The 22893-nt window shown below is 41.3% G+C and carries 21 protein-coding genes and 1 pseudogene; 20 read left to right on the top strand and 2 right to left on the bottom strand.

The genetic code is table 11. The annotated features are described in order from the left end of the window. The first annotated feature begins 171 nt into the window (after positions 1-171). The 10 genes and pseudogenes from MKY58_RS22155 (at position 172) to MKY58_RS22110 (ending at position 8977) form a co-directional block, all read left to right on the top strand. Positions 172-1296: a hypothetical protein gene (locus MKY58_RS22155; RefSeq protein ID WP_339322141.1), complete on the top strand. Its 1125-nt coding sequence runs from the start codon at positions 172-174 to the stop codon at positions 1294-1296. Positions 1297-1452: 156 nt separating this feature from the next. After that, a complete protein-coding gene (locus tag MKY58_RS22150; RefSeq protein WP_339322140.1) occupies positions 1453-1902 on the top strand; it encodes a hypothetical protein in 450 nt (149 codons plus the stop codon). A gap of 235 nt (positions 1903-2137) precedes the next feature. Continuing rightward, positions 2138-2521: a hypothetical protein gene (locus MKY58_RS22145; protein WP_339322139.1), complete on the top strand. Its 384-nt coding sequence runs from the start codon at positions 2138-2140 to the stop codon at positions 2519-2521. A 227-nt stretch (positions 2522-2748) separates the two neighbouring features. After that, positions 2749-3225: a DinB family protein gene (locus MKY58_RS22140; protein ID WP_339322138.1), complete on the top strand. Its 477-nt coding sequence runs from the start codon at positions 2749-2751 to the stop codon at positions 3223-3225. Between the two features lie 308 nt (positions 3226-3533). Beyond that, entirely contained in the window at positions 3534-4172 is a 639-nt protein-coding gene (locus MKY58_RS22135; RefSeq protein WP_339322137.1) for a YdbC family protein, read from the top strand. 255 nt (positions 4173-4427) lie between these two features. Beyond that, on the top strand, positions 4428-4964 hold the full coding sequence (locus MKY58_RS22130) for a GNAT family protein (protein WP_339322136.1): 537 nt from the start codon (positions 4428-4430) through the stop codon (positions 4962-4964). A 271-nt stretch (positions 4965-5235) separates the two neighbouring features. Then, positions 5236-5562 carry an NUDIX domain-containing protein gene (locus MKY58_RS22125; protein ID WP_339322135.1) on the top strand — a complete coding sequence of 109 codons (327 nt, stop codon included), beginning with the start codon at positions 5236-5238 and terminating at the stop codon, positions 5560-5562. Positions 5563-6157: 595 nt separating this feature from the next. Then, positions 6158-6860 (top strand): annotated as a pseudogene (locus MKY58_RS22120) (IS256 family transposase); the annotation flags it as partial. Positions 6861-7220: 360 nt separating this feature from the next. Then, positions 7221-8423, top strand: a complete 1203-nt coding sequence (locus tag MKY58_RS22115; RefSeq protein ID WP_339322134.1) for a hypothetical protein — start codon at positions 7221-7223, stop codon at positions 8421-8423. Between the two features lie 398 nt (positions 8424-8821). Next, positions 8822-8977 (top strand): DUF1572 family protein, encoded by a 156-nt coding sequence (locus tag MKY58_RS22110; protein WP_339322133.1) that lies wholly within the window; start codon positions 8822-8824, stop codon positions 8975-8977. A 525-nt stretch (positions 8978-9502) separates the two neighbouring features. On the opposite strand, the gene MKY58_RS22105 is transcribed toward MKY58_RS22110, so the two are convergent. Further along, positions 9503-9586, bottom strand: a complete 84-nt coding sequence (locus tag MKY58_RS22105) for a putative holin-like toxin (RefSeq protein ID WP_220687457.1) — start codon at positions 9584-9586, stop codon at positions 9503-9505. A gap of 416 nt (positions 9587-10002) precedes the next feature. On the opposite strand from MKY58_RS22105, the gene MKY58_RS22100 reads away from it, so the two are divergent. From MKY58_RS22100 to MKY58_RS22065, 8 genes are all read left to right on the top strand, one after another. Further along, positions 10003-10161, top strand: coding sequence for a hypothetical protein (locus tag MKY58_RS22100; RefSeq protein WP_339322132.1), 159 nt, complete (start codon positions 10003-10005; stop codon positions 10159-10161). A gap of 263 nt (positions 10162-10424) precedes the next feature. Next, on the top strand, positions 10425-10910 hold the full coding sequence (locus MKY58_RS22095) for a DinB family protein (protein ID WP_339322131.1): 486 nt from the start codon (positions 10425-10427) through the stop codon (positions 10908-10910). A gap of 929 nt (positions 10911-11839) precedes the next feature. After that, positions 11840-13336, top strand: coding sequence for a serine hydrolase domain-containing protein (locus MKY58_RS22090; RefSeq protein WP_339322130.1), 1497 nt, complete (start codon positions 11840-11842; stop codon positions 13334-13336). A gap of 51 nt (positions 13337-13387) precedes the next feature. Next, on the top strand, positions 13388-14041 hold the full coding sequence (locus MKY58_RS22085; protein WP_339322129.1) for a lysozyme inhibitor LprI family protein: 654 nt from the start codon (positions 13388-13390) through the stop codon (positions 14039-14041). A 322-nt stretch (positions 14042-14363) separates the two neighbouring features. Then, positions 14364-15947, top strand: a complete 1584-nt coding sequence (locus MKY58_RS22080; protein WP_339325225.1) for a PucR family transcriptional regulator ligand-binding domain-containing protein — start codon at positions 14364-14366, stop codon at positions 15945-15947. 131 nt (positions 15948-16078) lie between these two features. Continuing rightward, positions 16079-17344, top strand: coding sequence for a cytosine permease (locus MKY58_RS22075; protein WP_339322128.1), 1266 nt, complete (start codon positions 16079-16081; stop codon positions 17342-17344). Next, entirely contained in the window at positions 17345-18448 is a 1104-nt protein-coding gene (locus tag MKY58_RS22070; RefSeq protein WP_339322127.1) for a DUF917 domain-containing protein, read from the top strand. After that, positions 18441-19991, top strand: a complete 1551-nt coding sequence (locus tag MKY58_RS22065; protein ID WP_339322126.1) for a hydantoinase/oxoprolinase family protein — start codon at positions 18441-18443, stop codon at positions 19989-19991. The genes MKY58_RS22070 and MKY58_RS22065 overlap by 8 nt, the downstream gene beginning before the upstream one ends. Positions 19992-20549: 558 nt before the next feature. Here MKY58_RS22065 and MKY58_RS22060 read toward each other — a convergent pair. After that, positions 20550-21896 carry an ISLre2-like element ISTco1 family transposase gene (locus MKY58_RS22060; protein ID WP_339320778.1) on the bottom strand — a complete coding sequence of 449 codons (1347 nt, stop codon included), beginning with the start codon at positions 21894-21896 and terminating at the stop codon, positions 20550-20552. Here MKY58_RS22060 and MKY58_RS22055 point away from each other — a divergent pair. Continuing rightward, complete coding sequence (locus MKY58_RS22055) at positions 21888-22325, top strand: DUF6557 family protein (RefSeq protein WP_339322125.1); 438 nt, start codon at positions 21888-21890, stop codon at positions 22323-22325. The genes MKY58_RS22060 and MKY58_RS22055 overlap by 9 nt on opposite strands. Positions 22326-22409: 84 nt before the next feature. After that, positions 22410-22730, top strand: a complete 321-nt coding sequence (locus MKY58_RS22050) for a hypothetical protein (protein WP_339322124.1) — start codon at positions 22410-22412, stop codon at positions 22728-22730. Positions 22731-22893: the final 163 nt, after the last annotated feature.

The following is a 22893-nucleotide window of genomic DNA, read 5'->3' as shown; positions in this document are numbered from 1 at the left end:
ATAACAATATATTCACGCATCGGGGCTATCGCCCCTCGGTTGTCAGATGTACAATCATTGAAGAAGCTCAGACAACAAACGCCTCAACCTAAGATAAGAGCTATCTAAGGTTGAGGCGTTTCGTGAATACAAAAACGTTATCGGAAATTTAATTCTAAAGGAGAATATAAAGTGATAACAATTTTTCAAGAGAGCAATAAATTAAACCAATTAACGAACTCAACTTTAGATGTCTTTATAGAATTGTTTATTGAGTTTGCAGGAAATCTACCATTTGAAGAAATGTATGCTGATATTTTCCCAAAGGAGATGAGCAGTGAAGAAAAATGCAAAAATGAATTGATGCAATTACGTCAATACGTTACAGACGATTTCCCGCACACTTTAAAGCCTATACATGAATTCATACTGTATAAATTATTGGATTACATGAGTGATGCAATAGATTTGGATGAACAAGAAGAGATTTTTAACAACCAAATTAAGAAGTATTACGACAAAGATAACGAAATATCTGATGAGACTAAGGATATATTGGATTCATTTCAGGACATAAACTATTTAATTGGTTTAATTTTTGAAGACGTTGATTTTCTTGACGTTGGTATACTTTATCAAATGTATATTAGAGACCCGCTTAACTTTGAAAAAAGATTTAATGTAAATCTAGATGATTATGTTGATCTAATGCCTCAGGACATAAAAAAAGAATATGAGAAGGTAAGAAAAACTAATACTGGAGAAGCCTTTATTGACATTCAAACAAAAGAAGGATTCATTGAAATAGTCAGAGGTATGATGAGGAAATTTGATTATTATGTAAAGCATAAGCAATTGTATAAATTAATAAACAATAAACAGAAGGTTTTTTCGGAAGATGAGATTCAAATCCTTTTTGATTTTTATATTGATTTGTATTTAAAGAATTATAACTTGGATATAACCAGAGAAAGTCACACAGGTAGAGGCTATGTTGACTTCAAAATCAGCTGTGGAAAAAGATATAGAGCTCTTATTGAGTTTAAAGTAGATTCTCATAGCAGTCTAAAAAAAGGTTTAGAATATCAACTTCCACTTTACCAACACGTAACCGGAATTGATTACGGCATATTTTCAATCATTTGTTACGATGAAAAGTCTTACGAGAAGAAAGAGACTTTTGAAAAAGAAGCAATTAAAATCTCAAAGGATTATGAGATTACTATAGATTTCTTTCCGATTGATGCCCGGCATAATAAAAAGTCAGCTTCAACCGTGAAAAATAAAGCAGATATGCTTATCGAGGAATACGAATGAAACATCCGATAACAATATATTCACGCTGCGGCTCCTTCTGAGCCTTGGCCTGCGGATGGATTTCGAGTAGGAATTTCAGCAGACAACCCCTTGGAGGTTCATGAATACAGGAACGTTAAGGAAATCGGCGTGAAGAATTAGTAGGAGGCATTTTCAATGAAGAAAATTATGTTTGATTCAAATGTATTTGATAAATTGCCTGAATTCATCGATAAAGTAAAGAACTCTAGCAGAAAACAATTTGAATACTATATAACTTCTATTCAGGTTGAGGAGCTATGTGAAATACCAGATGCAAAACAGGATATTCGAAAAACAAATATATTAATGTTAGTTGACCTTCGCGCAACCTTGGTACCAATATCACTATTTATATTGAATGGTCGAGCTAGATTTGGATATGCAAGATTGGGAGAAGGCGAAGTCTATCGAAAGATACTAAATGATTCAAAGAATAATATTGATGATGCGGTTATCGCAGATACAGCCGTTTTCGAAGGCTGCACATTAATAACTCAAGATAAAGATCTCTATAAAAGAATGAAGAATAATAGTTATGATGTAATGTACCTTGAAGATTTTTTAGAGACTATTGACGATGGGTAGTATCTCGACGAAGACGCTGACATCCTATAACACAATATTCACGCGGCGTGCCGGCTGACACCGTCCCTTGGTCCGTCAGTGGAATTTCGAGGAGGTGGAGTCAGGCGGACAACCCTGCGAACCTAGCCGCAGTCGCGTCCGCCCCTGTTGGGGCTTAAGGTTCTCGGGTTCGCGAATACGGGAACGTTAGACGAAATTATTGCAAGGTTAAATCCTTTAGAAAGAAGGAATTAAATTGAGTAAATACGGGGAAGCAGCTGTAAAAACAGTAAAATACATAAAAGATAATAATTTTGTAAATCCAAGAGAAGCATGGGAAGTCATTACTAGAGAGATATTTGGAGTTGGAACAGCTTCACAAGCAAAAGGGTGTCCGAAAACAACGTTCTTAGGATTATGTGAAACAGGAATTGTGCATGGAATACCAAAAGGGGAATATACAAAATCAGATAAGAATAAAAAATACGGATTAAAAGCAATAGAACTAATCAAGAATAACCCAGAATTAATTAATAATAAGAAAGAACTATGGAAAAGAACGATAGAACCAGAGGAAAAGGTACATAATTCACAGATGGATGTAGTAATTGAACTCTGGAACAATAGAATGATTAGATAAATATTTTTTGAGTTTCGAAGTGGGAAATAACTTCGTCTAACATAGTATTCACGCTTTGGGGCTATCGCCCCTAGGTTGTCAGATGTATAATCATGGAAGATGCTCAGACAACAAACGCCCCAGCCTAAGATAAGAGCTATCTAAGGCTGGGGCGTTTCGTGAATCCAATGACGTTATAAGAAATTGGGGCAAAGGATATAAAAAAACAACTCAAAGGAGTAATGTACATGGCGAAGACCTCTTTGGAAATGGTAGAAGAATTCAAAACCTTTATTGACTTTGTACAAGAGTTAAAGACTATAGATGAGGAACATTGGAATAGTCCCATTTCAGAAGGGAAATGGTCATTGAAAGATGTTATAAGTCATATCATGCTTTGGGACAAATATTTTTATGAGGAAGGTATAGAGAAGATCAAGCTTGGTCAATCCGTGACTGTAAGGCATTTGAACTTTGATGAATTCAACGCTAATGCAAGGGAATATGCAAAGACTCAAACAAGAGATTCTATCATTAACCAATTCTTTGAATACAGAAACAAGATCATTGATGATATCACCGGATTACCAGAGGAAGATTATATAAAGGAATATAAAGACGGAGACAGAAAGAAGTTTTCGATTAGGGGATATTTAAGAGGATTTATTCCCCACGATAAACACTATAAAAAACAAATTAAAAAGTACGTAAAGTCAATACAATAAAGTGTAAGCAATTCAGGGATGGATCCAACATCTTATAACACTGTGTTCCAGCTTTGAATCTGTTGCCACTCGGTCTGCCTGAAGCATTTCAAGGAAGCAGATTCAGGCAGACACATCAATTCCCCTAGGATTAGAGCTATCTAAGGGGAATCGGCGTCAGGAACACAACAACGTTATAAGAAATTGGTGCAATATACTTATTGATAGTAAGCACAAGAAGAGGGTGAAAATATTAATTTGCAAAGCGGATTTATAAGAGAAATAAAAAAACCAGCAAGAGATGAAAAATTCAAAAGGAGTACATCGAAATGTTAATTAAAAGAATTACATGTCAAGTAAAAAGCAATGAAGTTGATACTTTTTCAAGGTTACAAACAAATTGGGAATTAATAAATAACCTAAAAGGATTCATAGGCCAAATAGGCGGTTGGGATATAAAAAATAAGTTATCGGCTTGTATATATTCATTTTGGGAAAATAAAGAAGATTATGATTACTTTATGGGCAATGTACATGATGAGATAGTCTCAGAATCTAATCAGTCAAGGACGTATTCATCAATTAATGTTGAACTTTTTGAAGAAGTAAATAACATCACAGGGCTTTTAGATGATTTTATTTCAGTTCTTAGAAAAAGTAAGTTCATTCGAACTGCAATAACCGATGTAAAAGAAGATAGAATTAATCATTTTAAAGAGGTCCAAAATCAAGTTTGGAATCCAGGAATGAAAACGACTAATACGATGCTTGGTGGAAAGTTTGCCTGTTCTTCTAAAGACAATAATCGGTATTTAACCCTAACTGGTTGGGTAAGTCGAGAAGCACATGAGAATTACACAAATCATCTTTTCACTAATCTTAAATTGAGAGCGAACACGGAGTTAGACATAATTAGAATTTCAAGTCAACACTTTGTAAGTGAGGACTCGTGGAAAGTGCTACCTTGAACTAACACATGTAAGAAAACATTTTATGTTTAGTAATTTCGAAGAAGGCGCTGAATTCCAATAACACTACATTCACGTATCGGGCCGACATTCGCCGTTCCTCGGTCCCGAAGCATTTCGAGGAAGAGGACTCAGGCGACACACCCGCATCACCTAACCGCATCGCGGCCGGGTCCTCCGGAACCTTGGTGGTGGGGCGTCGTGAATGCTGGAACGTTATAAGACATACCACAAGCGCAGAAAGGATAGATTCATATGATTACTCTTATGTATTTTGAGCCTCCAGACTTTGATAAACTTATTGAATGGAGTGGAGATGAAGCATTCTTACTTCAATGGTCTGGTCCTCAATTTACTTATCCTCTAACTACAGACCAATTGAATGATTATTTAAATGATGCTAACGATAAGACAACCTCTACTAAATTCATTTATAAAGCAGTTGAAGAAGACACAAAGCAACTTGTAGGTCATATCTCCCTTGGAAACGTCGATAGATATAATCGATCAGCACGAATTGGTAAAGTACTACTAAGTAATGATCATAGAGGTAAAGGCTATGGGAAGCAGATGATTAATAGTGTTCTTAGAATCGGTTTTGAAGAATTTAAATTACACCGAATTAGCTTAGGTGTATTTGATTTTAATACCTCGGCTATAAATTGTTATGAGAGGGTTGGATTTGTAAGAGAAGGACTTATTAGAGATGCTAGAAGATATAAAGACTCATTTTGGAATTTGATAGAAATGAGCATACTAGAAGCTGAATGGAGAAGAATCATTACTAATTGAATGCAATTCAAGAAGTGTGGTACGTCATATAACATAATATTCACGCTGCGGATCGGCTGGCGCCGATCCTTGGTCCGGCCGAAGCAGTCAGAAGTAGATTCAATGAGGCATTTGGCAGTCACCTAGGAAGCAGAATCAGCCGGACACATCCGCACCGACTAACCGCATCGCGGCCGGCTTCTGACGGAGCCTTAAGTCGGTGGGACGTCGTGAATACGGGAACGTTAGGTGAAAGTGACGAAGGACTATATTTTTCTGGGGGAGATCAGTGGTGCCAATATGTAAAAACAAAAATGGAGATGTATTTGAAGAGCTTATTAATATTACAGAAGATCAGATAAATAATATAGATTTAAGTCCAATTACACATGCATTTGTTGTTGCGAAGAATAATGACGGATTTCTACTCTTGTATAATAGTTGGAAGAATAATTGGGAGTTAGCCGGCGGTATAAGGGAACCTGGGGAAACTCTAAGAGAATGTGTATTGAGGGAGATGCTCGAAGAAACCAATCAGATTCCAGAGAGGATTAGATTTAAAGGACTAATGAAATTTACGCTTAAGACTGGAAAGGTAGAGTATGCTGGGCTTTTTTAGTGCAGACATTGAATTAGGAAAGACCCTTCATAAGAAATAATGAGGCAAACGAAATAGTCTTTTTTGGGATGGAATAAAAGATATTGGATCTATTGACGAAATTGATAGGGAATTATTGAACTACTAGTAGAATGAATTTGTAAGTAATTCAAGAAGCCGTCACCATCATCTAACAATGTATTCAAGCGGCGGGCATTCGCCCTTGGTCTGGACCGAAGGCATTTCGGAGAAATGAAGGCAGCCAGACAACCTCCTACGAGGCTAAGTCTTCGACCTGGCTCCCGTTGGTCGCCTTAAGACTCTCGGGTTCGTTAATACAAAGACGTTAACTGAAATACCAGCAAAATTGTAAAGGGGATATATCTCAATGGAATTGAATGAAAATTTGTATTCAGACAACTATGATACTTTTGATGAGTGGTATTAACTCGTAAAAAATGGTGACGAGGTTTACCCTCAATTAAGAATACCATATGAAGAATGGTTACAAGATTATATTGATGGAATAATTAATGAAAGTATTGAAGAAGTGAAATCATTGTTGAGGTTATTGTTATATCCTATAAATAGACCATTGGATATTGAAGAATACAAGCTGTATAAAAAATTACAAAATGATAGTTCACTGATGTAAGCAAAGCGGCCTACATGGTGATCGGCATCGACCTGGACGGAAACAAGGATGTGCTCGGTATGTGGATCGGGGAGAATGAATCCAGTAAGTTCTGGCTAAGCGTCCTAGATGACCTGCGAAATCGTGGTGTCCAAGACATTCTCATTATCTGTGTGGATAATCTTAGTGGTCCTCCGAAGCGATTGCGGCCTGCTATCCAAAGACCGAGATTCAAAAGTGCATCATTCACCAGATCCGCAACTCCACCTGTTAACTGTCGTACAAGGATCTCAAGAAAGTCACCGCTGACCTGAAGCCGATTTACAAAGCTGCAACTGAGGAAGGGGCGCTGCTTGAACTGGACCGCTTCAAGGAAGTCTGGGGCGTCAAGTATCCGCTTATTATCTGCTCTTGGCGCAACAATTGGGGGGGGAACTCTCTACCTTTTTCAAGTACCCATCTGAGATTCGCAAACTTATCTACACCACAAATATGATTGAGAGTTACCACCGGCAGCTTCGCTAGGAAAGGTATCTTCCCTACCGATGAAGCCCTGCTGTAAATGCTCTACCTGAGCACGATGGATGTGACACTAAAATGGACAGGCCGTGTCCAAAACTGGGGACAGATGCTGCTTCAGCTTTCGGTCTTCTTTCCGGATCGGGTCAGTAACTACTTACGTTAGAAACGCCAAATCCTCCCCGCGGGGGGATTAATTGTTTGTAATCACTTTCTATACTTCACAATCTCTTTATTCAGATCGATACGTTTACTAAGTCCTCAATACACTTTTTCATACAGTTTTTGCTTTTCAGTACATGGGATTCAATTCGCTGAACTTGTTTCCTTGTACCCTCCTTTACTCATAGAATAAAAACACAAATTAGGCATTTTATCCCACTGGAGTCCAAGGACTATATTATTATACGACCACCACACATAACACCGTCTAAATTCCTGTTTTTTAACAATTTATGGACATTATTTGTTTACTATGTTAATAATGTAATATGTCGCGACAAATACATTTGCAGGAGGGTCTTTAATGAAAAAATTAAAACTTTTCCTCTCACTTTTTATTGCTGCAACGATTATTCCGCTTAATGTGCAAAATGCAAGTGCAACTAGTTATGACGAAGTTGAAACGTATAGCTATAGCTTAGATAGTGGTATCAATTCGATTTCTCTCAATGATATTAAATCGGAAATTAATCAACCCGGAAACACTGTGGTATTTACGGGGAATGATATTGATAAACTCTCGTTATATAAAAAAGTGTTTGAGCAATTAAATCTTCCTTTATTTCTTGACAACAACGAATTTAAACAGCTAAATCCTGATGCTGTCATTCAAAATGATGAAGTGACAATAGATGGTCAAAAAAACATCGTAGTTCCAACAAAAACAACACTTATTGCTCTCTATAATTCCCATGGTAAAATTGCAGTACTTGAAAACGATGAGCCGATAGATAACGAAGCTAAACAGCTCAAGAAATTTAATTCATTTGTGCAAACAAATGATTTAGCTTCTTTTATTAATGATTTTAAAAATGATATGGATAAATTGTTCTCCTCTGCAACTGAATATACTACGAATTCAAATTCTCTTGCAGCTGCACAACAAGGTGATTTACTTACTAGTGTAAGAAAAACCTTTTCAGTAAATGGAACATATAAACCAAGCGTGAATGGTTCGGTTGTGACATTTATTGCAGGTAAAGCAGTTACCGATTATTTATTCTATGCGAATAGCGCAAAAACTCACTATTATGTATTAGCGGACTCTCAAATTTATCCTGCGGGAGTAGCTGACTCTAATCCAAACGTCTGGACTTCAGGATATAAATCAAATATTAGGACGAACTCCAGTTCAAATTATTTGATTAACTGGTCCCCAAACACTACGAATTTAAACTTGGACAATAATACTCAATATCAGGTTGGGATCTCTGCAAGTAAAGAAGGCATCGAATTGAGCTTTAACTATACTTGGCAAGGAACTTCTAATACCAAAATGGATGCGATTGGGGATAAATTAACAGGACTAACGACAGAGTATTTATATAAAAGTAATAATTCGTCATTAGCAAGCAAATCCTTCACTACTGGCCATGGTGCTCTGATTAATGCTACAAATAAAATCTTGTCTTTTGCATCAAGCCATCAATTTAGAACGCAAACCCTCTTTACAGATGGCCCTACATGGTATTCCACTACAGCAACCAATTTGTCTTACAGTCCATAACCAATTATAATGTTTCTACCTGAGGGAGTTCTTCAAATTCTCTAGGTAGAATCTATTTTGGAGGAGGATTAATGATAAAACAATTACTAGCTTGTGTATCTTTCTTGTCTTCTGTCGTAATTCTCTGTACTGGTTTTATTGTATCTGCATTAGAGTCAGTACAAAAAGCAATTAACAATAACAATAGTGGTGCGTTCAGATATAGTTTATTCGATCTTAGTATCTGGTGGATTATCATACCTGTTCTGTTAATTATCATAGGGGTAGTTTTATTAATATCATCCAAAAAACAATGATTAATAGTTTCTGACACCATCAGATCGATTAGCTTTTATCGCTATTCGGTCTTTTTTACGAATTCATCAACTTAAGACTACTTTTCAATGAAATGCGGGTAGTTGGTAAGGAACAAGGAGAGGACCAATTTAGATATGATTCTACAATGTGCAACTCATTTTTCTGAACATTTAGGACAAATTATGTATATTGGAAAATTGATAAAGAACAATGAATATGTAATGACATCAATACCGAAGAAGAATAGACCGATGTGAGCAAATCACAGATGATAATAACTTCAGATAACACAATATTCACGCGGTTGATGTCTGAAGCCGACACTTGGTCCGCCAGGGGAGAATGACAGGGAAGCGGAGTCAGGCGGACAACCCTGTGAACGTAACCGCGTCGCAGCCGGCAGCGCCTTAAGGTTCTCGGGTTCGTGAATACAAGAACGCTAGGCGAACCCACACAGCTTATTCACGTTACGGATGTCCAGATCTATAATGTTGGATGAAGCTTAGACAACAAACGACCCAGCCTAAGATAAGAGCGATCTAAGGCTGGGTCGTTTCGTAAACACGGAACCGTCAAGTGAAATTACTGCAGACAACATTACGGACTTATATAGATAAAAATAATCAACAAAACCTATAAAAGCGTTATAAAATGAGTTATACTGAGGTAAGAATAAGTAAGGAGCCGTGCGGGAACACGACTCCAAAGCACAATAACTGCATAAAGAGCAGTCGGCCACGTAAGATGGGTCGGAAATAGACCGTTATCCTAGCCAGGGCGGTCTATTTCTTTTTCATGTAGGTGAGCAATGCCAAAATGAACATGCCGAACATGAACATTAAGGAAAGAGCATCTTTGACCTCCATGGGCATCACCTCCCTTCTGGGAGATTAGCCGACCGCCCTTATAGCCGTATATTGTACTAGAAAATTATAACATATAAAACATGATGAAATATCATTAAAATACGATAAATAACTAGAATACATAGGAAATAATAGGAAACAAATGTATTTATCTAAACCGTATATGGAATGTAAATACAGAGAAGGCAGTAATATCACTTCACAATGCATCTATGTTGCGGGGCATTCGCCCCTTGGTCAGAAGAAGCTCATAGGGGCAAATTCAGACAACAAACGACCCGGCCTAAGATAAAAGCTATCTAAAGCCGGGTCGCGTCATAGATGTGGTAACGTGATAAGAAATCAATGCATTCGATATTAGAGAACACGTATAATAACGCCAAAGTATCTAAATTCAAGCCAGGAGGAGCAATCTCATGGATGAATTTACGAAAACAAGAATAAGTAAAATTATGGATAATTATACAAAGGATAAAATACCAAAGCATGGGTTATCAATCGAAGAAATTGAAGATAAATCAGAAGAGGAAGAAACTGCATTAAAGATATATAAAGTGCATTTAAGAAGACAATGACTGGAATATATTTCGAAGAAGTCCGAGGCATCGCATAACACAATCTTCACGCTTCGGGACATTTGCCGCTGAGTACGGCAAAGTTAGAAGAGGATCAGAGAAGTATTACCGGCAGCAGAGAGGTAGATTTAGCCGGACACATCCGCACCACCTAACCGTATCGTTGACCGGCTCCTGACGCAGCCATAAGTCGGTGGGACGTCGTGAATACGGGAACGTTATCCGAAATAACCAAAAGATTAATCGAATAGTGAGGTACAAAGATGAGTTATAAATATATTCTCATAGACCAATTAAACGCCTGTTATAACGATAAGAGTTGGTTCATTCCGCTCCATGAAATTTTAAAAGATTTAAATGCTACACAAGCTGCATGGGAGAATGAAAGTAAACAATCAATTTGGTCGATCGTGAATCATCTCATATTTTGGAATGAGAAGTGGCTTGAGAGATATAACGTCGAACAATTTGAATTAGAAAATTCAATAAACAATGATGATACTTTTTACGTGAATCCACATACAATAAATGATATTGAGTGGAAGAAGACCTTACAGAGACTTGAAACAGTCTTTAATAGTTGGAATAGGGCACTTGAAGAAAGCGAAGATCTCAAACTTATGCAAGAAATCCCTTCCTATTTCAATGCACCTTGGTGGGGAGTAGTATCAAATTTATGTATTCATAATGCATATCATATTGGTCAGATCATGCTGCTCAAAAAACAATTGATAAGTATAGGTAAATAACGATTATTTCAGAGGAGTCGGTTTCTTCGGATAACCCAATATTCCTACTTCGGGCATCGCCCAATGATAGGCATGAAAAATTACAAGGTCAGGAGATAAGTAACCAGGAGTACCGCTGTGTCGCTGACACTCCTTGGTCAGCAGGTACTCGGGTTCGTAGATACAATAACGTTAGCAGCAACTGTGGGAATTCGATCTAAACAATACAAGGAAGGAAAGGTAAATTGAAAATAATAAAAGTAGCTTTAATTGTACTTCTAACAGTTTTTTTGATTTTTATATATTCAATTTCTTTTTATTTAATAGCTGATAAAATTACGTTCGAATGGGCTTTAAAAACCAAACAAGTCTCTGCAGCTCATATATTGAATATAAATATCTATAGTAGATACATAGGGATTTGTGCCGGAATTATAGTAAATCTGATTTTATTGTATTTATTTTATAGAAAGCCGCGAGTTTATTACTATCTTTTTTTGGTTCATATAATTATTGCAAGCTATCTTTACTACCTGATTTATATAGATCAAAACTATATTTTTATTCCTTATATCAAGGATGGTTTATTTTAATCAAGAAGATGTTGGACGCAGCTCTAGATGTCACTGGCATCAGCTAACATTATATTCACGCTACGGGCAGGCTGGCTTCGTCCCTTGGTCCGCCCCAAGCGGTTTCGAGGAAGTGAACCCGGGCTGACAACCCTGTCTAACTGCTCAAGCGCAGCCGGCGACTATGTCGCCTTAAGGCTCTTGGGTTCGTTCGTGAATACAAGAACGTAATCGGAAATCAGCGCAAAGAATTAAATGGCTTTAAGAACATGTTTCTCTCTATGCCATATCGGCACAAAGAAGGTTTTTATGGATGGTGTTTAATGATATAGTTTGGTTCATTATTTTTTTAGAAGACTTACAATAGGGAGAACCACCATGAAGAAAATGCTAAGTAAAACAGGCACATCAACAGTATGTGTCATCCTACTTATCGCAATCATTACTACTATAGCGTGTTGGGATGAACTTGGAAGTTTGATAAGGACAGGGAATTATGATAATACGGATAATATGGTGGAAACCATAATGGCCAAATCAGCGACTCCAGGGGTGGCTATGGTAGTATCAGAGCAGGGCAAGACAATATATAAAAATTACGGATATGCTGATGTTAATAATAAGAAGATGGTAACTGAAGAGTCATTATTTGAGTTGGGATCGACTACAAAGGCATTTACGGCATTGGCCGTTATTCTATTAGAAAATGAGGGGTACTTATCTCTTTCAGATTCTGCTGCAGATTATATTCCATCATTTGAGCCAACTATTAAGGGTGAGAAAGTTAATATTACGATTCATCAGTTGTTAGCTCATACAAGTGGAATTCCACCGTGGAGTATTCGGTTAATTCCTGAAGGTACCACGGAGGACATGCTTGAAAAGACGATACATAATGTGTCAGACATTGCGTTAGATACGTATCCTGGGACAGCATATAATTATGCTACAGTTAATTATGATATTTTAGCGATGATTATTGAAAAAGTTACAGGCAAACCTTATCAGGATTACATAACTGAAAACATACTGGTTCCTTTAGGGATGACTGATAGTTATTTTTCAACAGGTCAAGAAAAGAAAACTGATAAACTTACCAAAGGATATCGTGTATTTTTTGGAAAAAGTTTAGAATATGATGCCCCTAGATATTATGGGAATATCGCTGCAGGTTATTTGGTAACGAATACAAAAGATTTAGAACGCTGGATTAATGCCCAAATGGGGATAGGCGACATACCAGATCATTTATTGAAAGCGATACAACAATCTCATCAAGTCGACATCAAAACGGCGGGATACGAAGATGAAAATCAATACTATTCATTCGGATGGAGTATAGATACGAAAAATAGAGTTGTTAGTCATAATGGATCTAATCCTAATTACTCCTCACAGGTTCTTATTGATTTAGAAAAGCAGCAGGCCATATTTGTTCTGGCTAATTTGAATTCAACTGCACCATCGCAAATTGCTAATAACATTTATGAGAATATGAATGGAAATCACATGAATAAATTTAATTATGATGACGTGTATCTATTCATTGATTTGGTATTTTCATTCTTAGTAATAATAGCCGTCGTTATCTTATGTGCACAAGTAATTAAATTCTCTAGAGGAATAGAACTAAATATTAAAGATGAAAAGACAAGATTCAGAAAAATGACAGGTAGTAGTATCGCACTAATCTTAAGCATTATGCTTTTGGTATTGGTAATGATTTTTCCTTATTTATTAAACAATAATTATTTAATGGTATGGGTGTGGATGTCGTATTCAATATTTATTTGGATGGGGCTTACTTCTATCAATTGTATTTTATCGATCATAATTAATATTAAAAAAATCGGAATTATTAGAAGCAATTTATAAAAAATAACGTTATGCGCCATTACCGGTAGATAATATTTAAGGAGATCATTTATGAAAAGTAAGATACTCTTACTATTTTTTATTACGATAGTGTTTTCATCTTGTCAAAATAGTAGTCAATCGACTACCTTGCACAGCGAGACTAAATCAATAACGAATTCTGAACTGCCTCCTGATGTAGTGAGTACAGGTAATGGAAATGAATCGAAAGAAATAACTGAAGGTCGATCAGATTCTTCTAACAATGAAGTGTTAACCATGAGCATTGGGAACTATGAATTGAAAGGAGAATTTTATGATGAAATGCTTCGAAATCCTATAGATCATGATTATGAAGTCGAATTAAATGAATTAATAAATTCCAAAGAGATTAATACAACATTGGGATGGGGGGCGTTGGAAGGCAAATATACAGAGATTTGGGATAAAGAGTTGAATCAAATATATAAAAAGCTTCTTTCGAAGTTGGATAGAGAACCAAGAGAAGCACTCATTGAATCGCAGAAAGAATGGTTACAGTATCACTTAAAGGAGACAAAATTTGTAGAGGAGACATTTATTTATAATGGATATCTTGGATCACGAGGACCTGTAAGTCTAGCCACGGATATAAAGGAGAGAATAAGGGAAAGAACAATGCAATTATTGGAATATCGATATTTGCTGGATGGTGAAGTTGAGTTTTTATACCAAAGTAAAAAATAGAGTTGGAATCTTGATCAATGGTTTTTAGGTGATGTTTCGAAATACAGTAACGGTGCATCACAATGTTTACACACTGTGGGTCTACCACCCCTTGGTTGTCAGATGTATAATCATGGAAGAAAGCTCAGACAATAAACGACCCGGCCTAAAATAAGAGCTATCCAGGGCTGGGTTTTGTCGTGAATTTGGGTTCGTAATAAGAAATCCTTAACAGGGAAGAACATTATGGAACTTACTTGGTTGCTTATCCTAACGAGGGTTATACTAATATTAATAAAGCCTATCTAATGCAGCTTGAATCGAACAAAAAAGTGGTGGTTAAATTGGGGTAACCGTTAAGGATTTACTGCAGCTGCCTTCATTTAGAGGGGCTCAGGTGGTCACCGGAGCAAGCAGGCTTCATCAGACCGTTTCCTCTTTATCTGTTTTAGAGGTAGCGGATGTCAATTTCTTTTCGCAAATCATTCAAACCGTTCAGGAAGAGTGGTATGCCGAAGAGCTGGTCATCAGCTCTTTTTATTCCATTAAGGACAGCGTGGAGCAGCAGTGCAAAACGGTTCAGTATCTGCATGACCTGGGCGAAGTGGGATTGATTTTGTACTATGTCGGCATTGTGATGCCGGATATCGCCGATGAAGTGGTCGAGCTGGCCGAATCCCTGAATTTTATTATCATCTGCATGCCGAGAAACGACTACACTCTTAGGTATAATGAAGTCATTTATGAAGTCATGGAGGCGATCGTCAGCAATCAGAATGTGAATGAGCATTTCGTAAATGAATCGCTGGAAAAGGTCTCGTTGTTGCCGGAACATTTGCGGAGCGTGGAAATTACCCTTAAACTGCTGTCGGACCGGATGAAAGCGAACATCGTGCTGACCAACAGCAACCTGGATATCATCAACCGGGTCATGTGGCCGCGGAATTCATCGCTTGATGTGGCGAGTCTTATTCGGTCCATGGCGCCTTCCATCTTGAACGGCGGAATGGGAGAAGGAGAGCTGAATTCATCCTGCTTTGTTGAATACAAACGTGTTCATCAAAAAAACGGGGAGATCCTTTACCTGTTTCTCATTAAAGAGAATGCGAAGCTGCCTCCGAAGACGATGGATCAAATCAGCGAGGTGGTGCAGGTGGCCATCAATTTGTGGGGAGACAAGCATAACGAGGTCAGCGAATACGCTTTGGTCAAAGCGATCGTGAATGATGAAAGCGAAAAAATGCGCAGATTGGCCAGTTTGCTGTATATCGACGTTTCCGCCATCCAAATGATGTGGCTCGTTTACATTCGGGATTTGTCGGAGGAAAGAAGGATAAGGGAAGACTTAAAAGCGCATCTTTCGCAATATTATAAAACCGCGGTCATTCAAACGATCGATCACTGCGTTGTCGTTTTGCTGGGGAATTGCTCCTATAAATACAATGAATATGAAATCGCAGCCGAATATATCGAAACGACGAGTCTCGTCGCTGAAATCTCTAGCGTCGTGTATTCCCCGAGAATGCGGAACACGCAGGACGTACGGCGGATGTATCAACTCGTTAACGGCGTAGAAAAAGAGGTTCACCGCATCTATCATCACCGCAAACTGTATACCGCGGCTGAAGTCCGTTCCATGAAACGGGCCATAGACCTCAGCAAGCAAGGGGAAGAGGTTACGGAGGAATGCTTGTCCGTCATGGAGCCGATCATGGACGACCCGGATGCTTTGAAAACCCTGATGACTTTTCTTCTGGATGCGAAGGGAAATATGGATGAATGCAGCAAGCTTTTGTTCGTCCACAAAAATACGGTGAAATACCGCATCAAAAAAATTAGCGAGCTCATCGGATATGACGTCACCGTCAATTCGGAATCGTACGATGTTTACACCGCCTGCATGGTCTATCGTCTTATTCATAACTAAAAAGTCCCGAGGTTTTGTCGAATCAGACAAAAACTTCGGGATTTTTTTTATTTTCTGAAAAAGACGCTGCCCTGCTTCATCTTATACAATGAGAAAAATGATTCGAACGAACAAACGTGAGGAGGGGTCATATGAAATCCGCCAAAGAATATCAATCCTGGTTCAGTCTGGGGATCATCTGGGCTGGTGCAGTCATCAGCATCCCGAGTTTGTTGGTGGGGAACGCACTTGTTGCAGGAATGGGGTTATCAAAGGCATTGCTCGTCACGTTGGCAGGCTACGCCATCATTGTGCTGCTCATGATTTTGCAGGGGATTCAAAGCACGGATTTAGGAAGGCCGACCGTTCAGGTCGCAGGTCAAGTGTTTGGCAAAAAAGGATCTCGGACGATTCTTTCGATCATCCTCGCCATTGCGTGCCTCGGATGGTTCGGCATCCAGGCGAATGTGTGCGGCGCAGCCCTGGCCAACTTGCTGGCCGAGATCGGCATGCACCTTCGGGTGCCGCTGGCATCTCTCATCTGCGGTCTCGTGATGGTAGTTTCAGCCATGTACGGCATTAAAGTGCTGCGGGTGATCAGTTATATTGCCGTTCCTTTATTGATCGGGATCAGCATATTTGGTCTGATCGAAGCTTTGACCGGTGATTCCCTGCAGATCATCAAGAATTATAAACCTGCGGCGGTGATGAGCTTTACGGACGGACTCGCGGTAACCCTGGGTTCATTTGCGCTGGGAGCGGTCATCGCGGGAGATTATTCGCAATTTTCGAGAAAACGGTCCGATGTGCTGAAAGCTGCTCTTTTCGGAATTATTCCGGCGGGTTTGCTGATGATCGGTGCAGGAGCCGTCCTGACGATCGCTTACCGGGCCAGTGATATTACAGCCACTTTTTTGAGCATCACGACGCCGTTTATTGGCGGTGTGATTTTGATCCTGGCTACCTGGAAGACGAACCTTGTGAATGTTATTTCAGGCGGTTTTGCCTTAATCAACGTGTTCAACGTTTCGAAGGAGAAAGAAAAGTGGGCCATCGGCATCGCGGGAACCATCGGGACCGTATTGGCTGTCGTCGGCATACTCAACTATTTCACTCCGATCATGTCCATCCTGTCGGCTATGATTCCGCCGGTGGCGGGCGTGATGATCGCTTCGTACTGGGTGCTTGGCAAAGGGGATAAGAGCCGCTGGCAGGAGGTCGAAGGCGTGAATGCTTTGGGCGTTGTCTCCTGGCTTGCGGGCGCGGTCATTGCTTGTGCTCCTGTCGTGTTGTCCTTTTTCCCGAGCTTGCTGCAGGTACCGAATCAGCCGCTGGCCGGGATTGTGATTTCTTTTGTCGTGTATTATGTCGGTTATCGTTTATCGGCTCAGAAGACTGTCATATTGGAGGAAACGTAAATGAGATATATAGATCAAGCAGCTGTTGAAAACATCGCCGTCGGCGCGGCATTTCTGGGAACCGGCGGAGGGGGAGACCCTTATATCGGCAAATTGATGGCTATTTCGGCCATTGATAAATATGGTCCTGTAAAACTATACTCGGTCGACGAGATTCAGGATGAGGACTTTTTTATTCCGGCCGCGATGATGGGGGCGCCTTCCGTATTGGTGGAGAAGTTTCCTAAAGGGGACGAGTTTGTGAAGGTGTTCCAAAAATTAGCGAATTACTTGGGAAAAGAACAGATCGCCGGAACGTTTCCGATGGAAGCGGGAGGCGTCAACTCCATGATTCCCATCGTCGTTGCGGCGCAGCTGGGATTGCCATTGATCGACTGCGACGGTATGGGACGGGCGTTCCCGGAGCTGCAAATGGTGACGTTTAACCTGGACGGCATTCCGGCGACGCCGATGGCGATTACGGATGAAAAAGGGAACATCGGCATCTTTGAGACCATCGATAATCAATGGACGGAACGGCTGGCAAGGGTGGCTACGGTAGAAATGGGAGCCAGCGCTTTAGTCAGCTTGTATCCTGCAACGGGTGCTCAAATCAAGCAAAGCGGCGTTCACCATATCGTGACTCTATCCGAACAGATTGGCGCAATCATTACATCGAAAAACCGGGATACCAAGGATAAGCTGCAAGAACTGCTGAAACTCGTGTCCGGCTATGAACTTTTCCAAGGTAAAATCGTGGATGTCATCCGGGAGACCAAGGGCGGATTTAATCTCGGCCGGATGCATCTCGAAGGCATCGAAGCGTTTAAATCCGGGGAGATGAAGGTTCATTTTCAAAATGAAAACCTGGTTGCCGAACGGAACGGTCAAGTGGCCGCGATCACTCCGGATTTGATCTGTCTGGTCGAATATGAAACCTTGTTGCCCGTGACCACGGAGAGCCTGAAATACGGGAAACGCGTACGGGTGATCGGGCTGCCGGCCCATGAAAGGTGGAGAACGGAAAAAGGAATCGAGACGGCAGGTCCAAGATACTTCGGATATGATTACGATTATGTTCCGATCGAGGAACTGGTAAAAAAGGCGGTGGCTGAAAATGTATAGAATCGGGATCGATGTGGGCGGCACCAATACGGATGCCATCATTTTGGATGAGAATCACCAGTTGATCCATGCGGTGAAATCACCGACAAGCTTGGATATTAAAACGGGCATCGAAACCTCTCTCCGGAGGTTGCTGCAGGAAGCGGACATCGATAAAACCCAAATTACGCATGCCATGTTAGGTACGACACAGTGCACGAATGCGATTGTGGAGCGTAAAAAGCTGGCCCAAGTCGGCGTCATTCGTCTGGGTTACCCGGCAACGGCTTCCGTGGCCCCGTATACGTCCTGGCCTGAGGATATGGTGGAGAAGCTGTCGGGTAAATACGCTCTCGTCCATGGCGGATATGAATACGACGGCCAAGTGCTTGGTGAAGTCGATGAGACCGAAATTACGGCTCTTCTGGAAGAGTGGCGCGGTCGTATTGAATCCATTGCGGTCATCGGCGTATTTTCATCCCTTAAAAATGACCAGGAGTTCCAAGTTCGCGATCTCATCCATCAAATGTACGGAGCGGAATTTCCTGTTTCCTGTTCTTCATTGATCGGTTCGGTCGGTTTGATCGAACGGGAAAATGCGACCATCCTCAATGCGGCATTGTGCAAAGTGATTAAAACGACGACCGAGGGCTTTGTTCAGGCGTTGGAAGAAGAGGGCATCTCGGACGCAGCGGTGTTTTTATGCCAAAATGACGGAACCTTGATGTCGATTGATTATGCCAAACAGTTTCCGATCCTGACCATTGCCTGCGGGCCAACGAACAGTATTCGCGGGGCTTCCTACTTAGCGAAGATCAAGGATACGATGGTTCTCGATGTAGGCGGGACGACATCGGACATCGGGGTATTGCAGGACGGCTTCCCGAGAGAATCCTCGGTTGCGGTCGAGGTTGGGGATATCCGCACGAATTTCCGCATGCCGGATATTATCTCCGTCGGGCTGGGCGGCGGAAGCATTGTGCGCTCGGAGAACGGCAAAATTACGGTTGGCCCTGACAGCGTAGGGTACAGGATTGGACAAGAAGCGCTGGTCTTTGGCGGGAATACGCTGACTACGACGGACATTGCCGTTCGGCTCGGTCTTGCGGATGTCGGGGATAAGAGTCTGGTAGCGCATCTGGATGAAGACTTCGCTAAACAGGTACAAGCTGAAATTGCAACCATCATAGAGCAGGCCATTGATAAAATGAAGACATCGTCGGGAGATGTTGAGCTTGTTTTGGTAGGCGGCGGCAGTGTCGTTATACCGGACACGATTCGCGGGGTATCCCGTATGATTAAGCCTGAGAACGGGGGCGTAGCCAACGCCATTGGCGCGTGTATTGCCCAAATCAGCGGACAATATGAGCAAATTTACATCTATTCTACGGAGCCGCGCGAGGAATCATTAAGAGATGCGCGTGAAAAAGCCGTGAAGCAGGCGGTGCTGGCCGGCGCTGATCCGGCTACGGTGGAACTCGTGGAAGTGGAAGAAACCCCGCTGGCTTATCATCCGGGAAATGCGACGAGACTGAGAGTGAAAGTCGTAGGAAACATGAAGTAGAAGAGAGGCCTCACATGAGTTTGGACAACTTGTGTGGGGCTCTTTTTTTGTTATCGGTAAAGTGCAGTGTGATGAGCGGAGAAGAGGTTTGACTTACTCAACGTCTATGCTGCGGGACTATCGTTCCATGGTTGTCAGATGTATAATCTAGGAAGACATGGAATAGAGCGTACGCCCCAGCCTGGATTATGTGATCTAAGGCGAAAGGATAGGTGGTATCAATCTTAATCTTGTATTAATGAAAGAATTTCATGGATTTCGAGAAGCATATATTTTCACAAAGCGGCTCCGAACGGAGCCTTAAATAACAGGAGTTCAATTACATGATTACCTTTAAAGAGATTTTAAACAAAGTCGTTTTCGAAGAGATTTGGGACAAGTTGATTGAATACTATCCGAATATGAACCGCACAAAGAGAAAATATCTAGTCAGTGTCAAGCTAGCGTGGGCAGTCATTTAAGATGCCTGGAACGCGAACCCCGAAGGAACCTCTTCCTTGTAAGCGCTTTGCTTCGTTCTTTCATCAAACACAAGTGATTTGTCAGAATTTTTTGCCGTTATCCGCGAAGTGCTTTGAGTGCCATACCCGTTGTGCTGCTTTGCTTCGGTCCTTGCAGCATGCGAATCATTCCAGCGATACAACCCTTGACCGGTTGCGTCACGTTCTTGAGCAATTGCCGCATGTTTATCGACTGCTGCGGCGTTGCCTGCTTACTCGCTTGTCCTTCAACCGTTCTTACCACCGTGCCCGCTTCTTGAATCCTCATCATCGTCCTCAGCATCGCCCTGACGCCTCGCTCACTCCAACTGTACCCGCCACGCTTCGTCCGCTTGGCGAATATACGCATCTGCGATTCCGCGCTTCCCATCGGGCGCATGCCGCTTGTGTCGATCCCCTTCGCCTGGAGTGTTTTTCGGTAGTCGTCCAAATGCTTCTCATGCCGCTTTAGAAATCTTTTATACGGCTTCCAATCCTTCCGGTTCTCTTCCGCTATCTCTTGCTCCGACACGCCTTCCAGGACCGCCATAAGCGCGGCTGCATCCTGTTTGGCCAAAGACCGTCTCACGGTCTCCCACACCTGCGGCAAATGACCAACAAAGCGTTTCAAATCACGCGCCACATGAAAGCGGTCCAGCATGTACAGACATTGGTGAAAGTAGGATGTACATTCCCCGATCCACGCCGCGCCGTCTCCGTTCACCACAAGCCACGTGTTCTCGTCGATTTCGTAACGCTCCACCAGAAAGTCCCCGAACCCTTCCCAGAAGTCGCCGCCGCTCGTATGCAGGTAATGCTGTTTGTTCTTCAGCTGTACCCGCTTGCCGTTCTTCTCCCAGCCTTCGTGTACGACTGCAATTGCGTTCTCCATCCCGCGCTTTTTGCTCCGCTGCAGCTTCGTGTACAGCCCATCCACTTCCACGAACAGCACGCGGGCAGCGCGCCGTTTCACCGCTGGCATCGGCTGTTGCGCACGCTCCATCAGTTTTTCCCTGATCGCTTGGTGGCTCAGCACATTGTAGCCCAAAAGCTGCTCCAGCCGCTTTGCGCTGTCCCGGTACGACGGTCCTTGGCTTGCGAATGCGATTGCTGTCTCTTCCAAATGCGGACTGACTTTCCCGCGCCCTTCGAATTGCAACAGCTGATCCAGCAGATACACGTGTTTGCCGCTTCTACGGTCACAGTACAATCTCCGCTTAAAGCGCACATTCCCGAACACTGTGTTGACGCTTGTTTCACGCTCGTCCTTTACTCGATAACGCTCTCGGTCCCGTTGCTCCAGGATCTGCTGATCCAGCGCCTCCAGCACCTGCTTCATCGCACGAGCGAATTCCTCCTGCATTTTCCGGAAAATCCATTGCTCAATCTCTTTCATCGTCGGCATTATTGTGGTAAAGTGGCTCACAGGAGCTTCCTCCTTCTTGGTGTGTTGTGCGTCAAACATCACTTTACCAAGGGAGAAGCTCTTTTTCTATATCCGCTTTTTCCAATTCCTACACCCACAGAGATTTTACACTATCAATATCTAACTGTATATAAATCCTTACTTTCAAAAGATCCGGCAAAAAATGTAGAGGAGATGATCATACATATAGACAAGGTTGATTCTGATGCTTCTCTTCACGAAGATTATGTGGAGTATCGGGTACATGGAAAAAATAATTCATCCGAGTGGGATGGATATTGGGACATCTCCGCAAACAATTGGGAGGAGTGGCTAGGCTTTTATATAGATCATAACGTACTTGAGCGCTTTTCAAGCGAACAAATAGCGGCGCTTTGTTTGTATGAAATGACCTGGTTTGGTTTTTCTGAAGAACTTAATCATGAGTAAAATTGATAACCTTGAGGATCATGATGAAAAACCTTCCCCTAAGAACTTGTAAAAAGGAAGATACCTAAACTTTCGGGGGGCTTTATGAAGCCATGGGAAAGACTCATTGAAATATTGCTAGATGAAAGAGCTTCAGAGGCCGAGCGGGATGATGCTGCGATGGATCTAAGTGGATACAGCCATGAAACAGTTATCGAGGCATTAGCGGTAACAATCAATGATGATTCGGCTAACGACATGATTAAAGCAAGCTGTGGAGAATCCCTTGCGATGATTTTTATACAGAAAAACAGATTTGAAGAACAGATTTATAAAAAATTGAAGGGCATAGCCAAAACAGAATTTGATCGATCTATCCGTTCTCAAAAAAAGGAGTGGAAAAAATACTTGGATCTAGAAACTTGATGAGTAAGAAGCGGGTTCAGAACGGATATTCAGCAGCAATTCGTGAATACACGAACGTTATACGAATTCAGCGCATAAAAAACCTTTTTTTCGGGAGGAGCCGTTCTAATGAATAGCATTTTTGAACAATGCCACACCAATGACATTATTGCCCGTATCAAAC

The sequence above is a fragment of the Paenibacillus sp. FSL W8-0194 genome (assembly GCF_037969745.1).
In the GTDB taxonomy this organism is placed as follows: Bacteria; Bacillota; Bacilli; order Paenibacillales; family Paenibacillaceae; genus Paenibacillus_AQ; species Paenibacillus_AQ cookii.
This window is presented reverse-complemented; position numbering and strand designations above follow the sequence as displayed.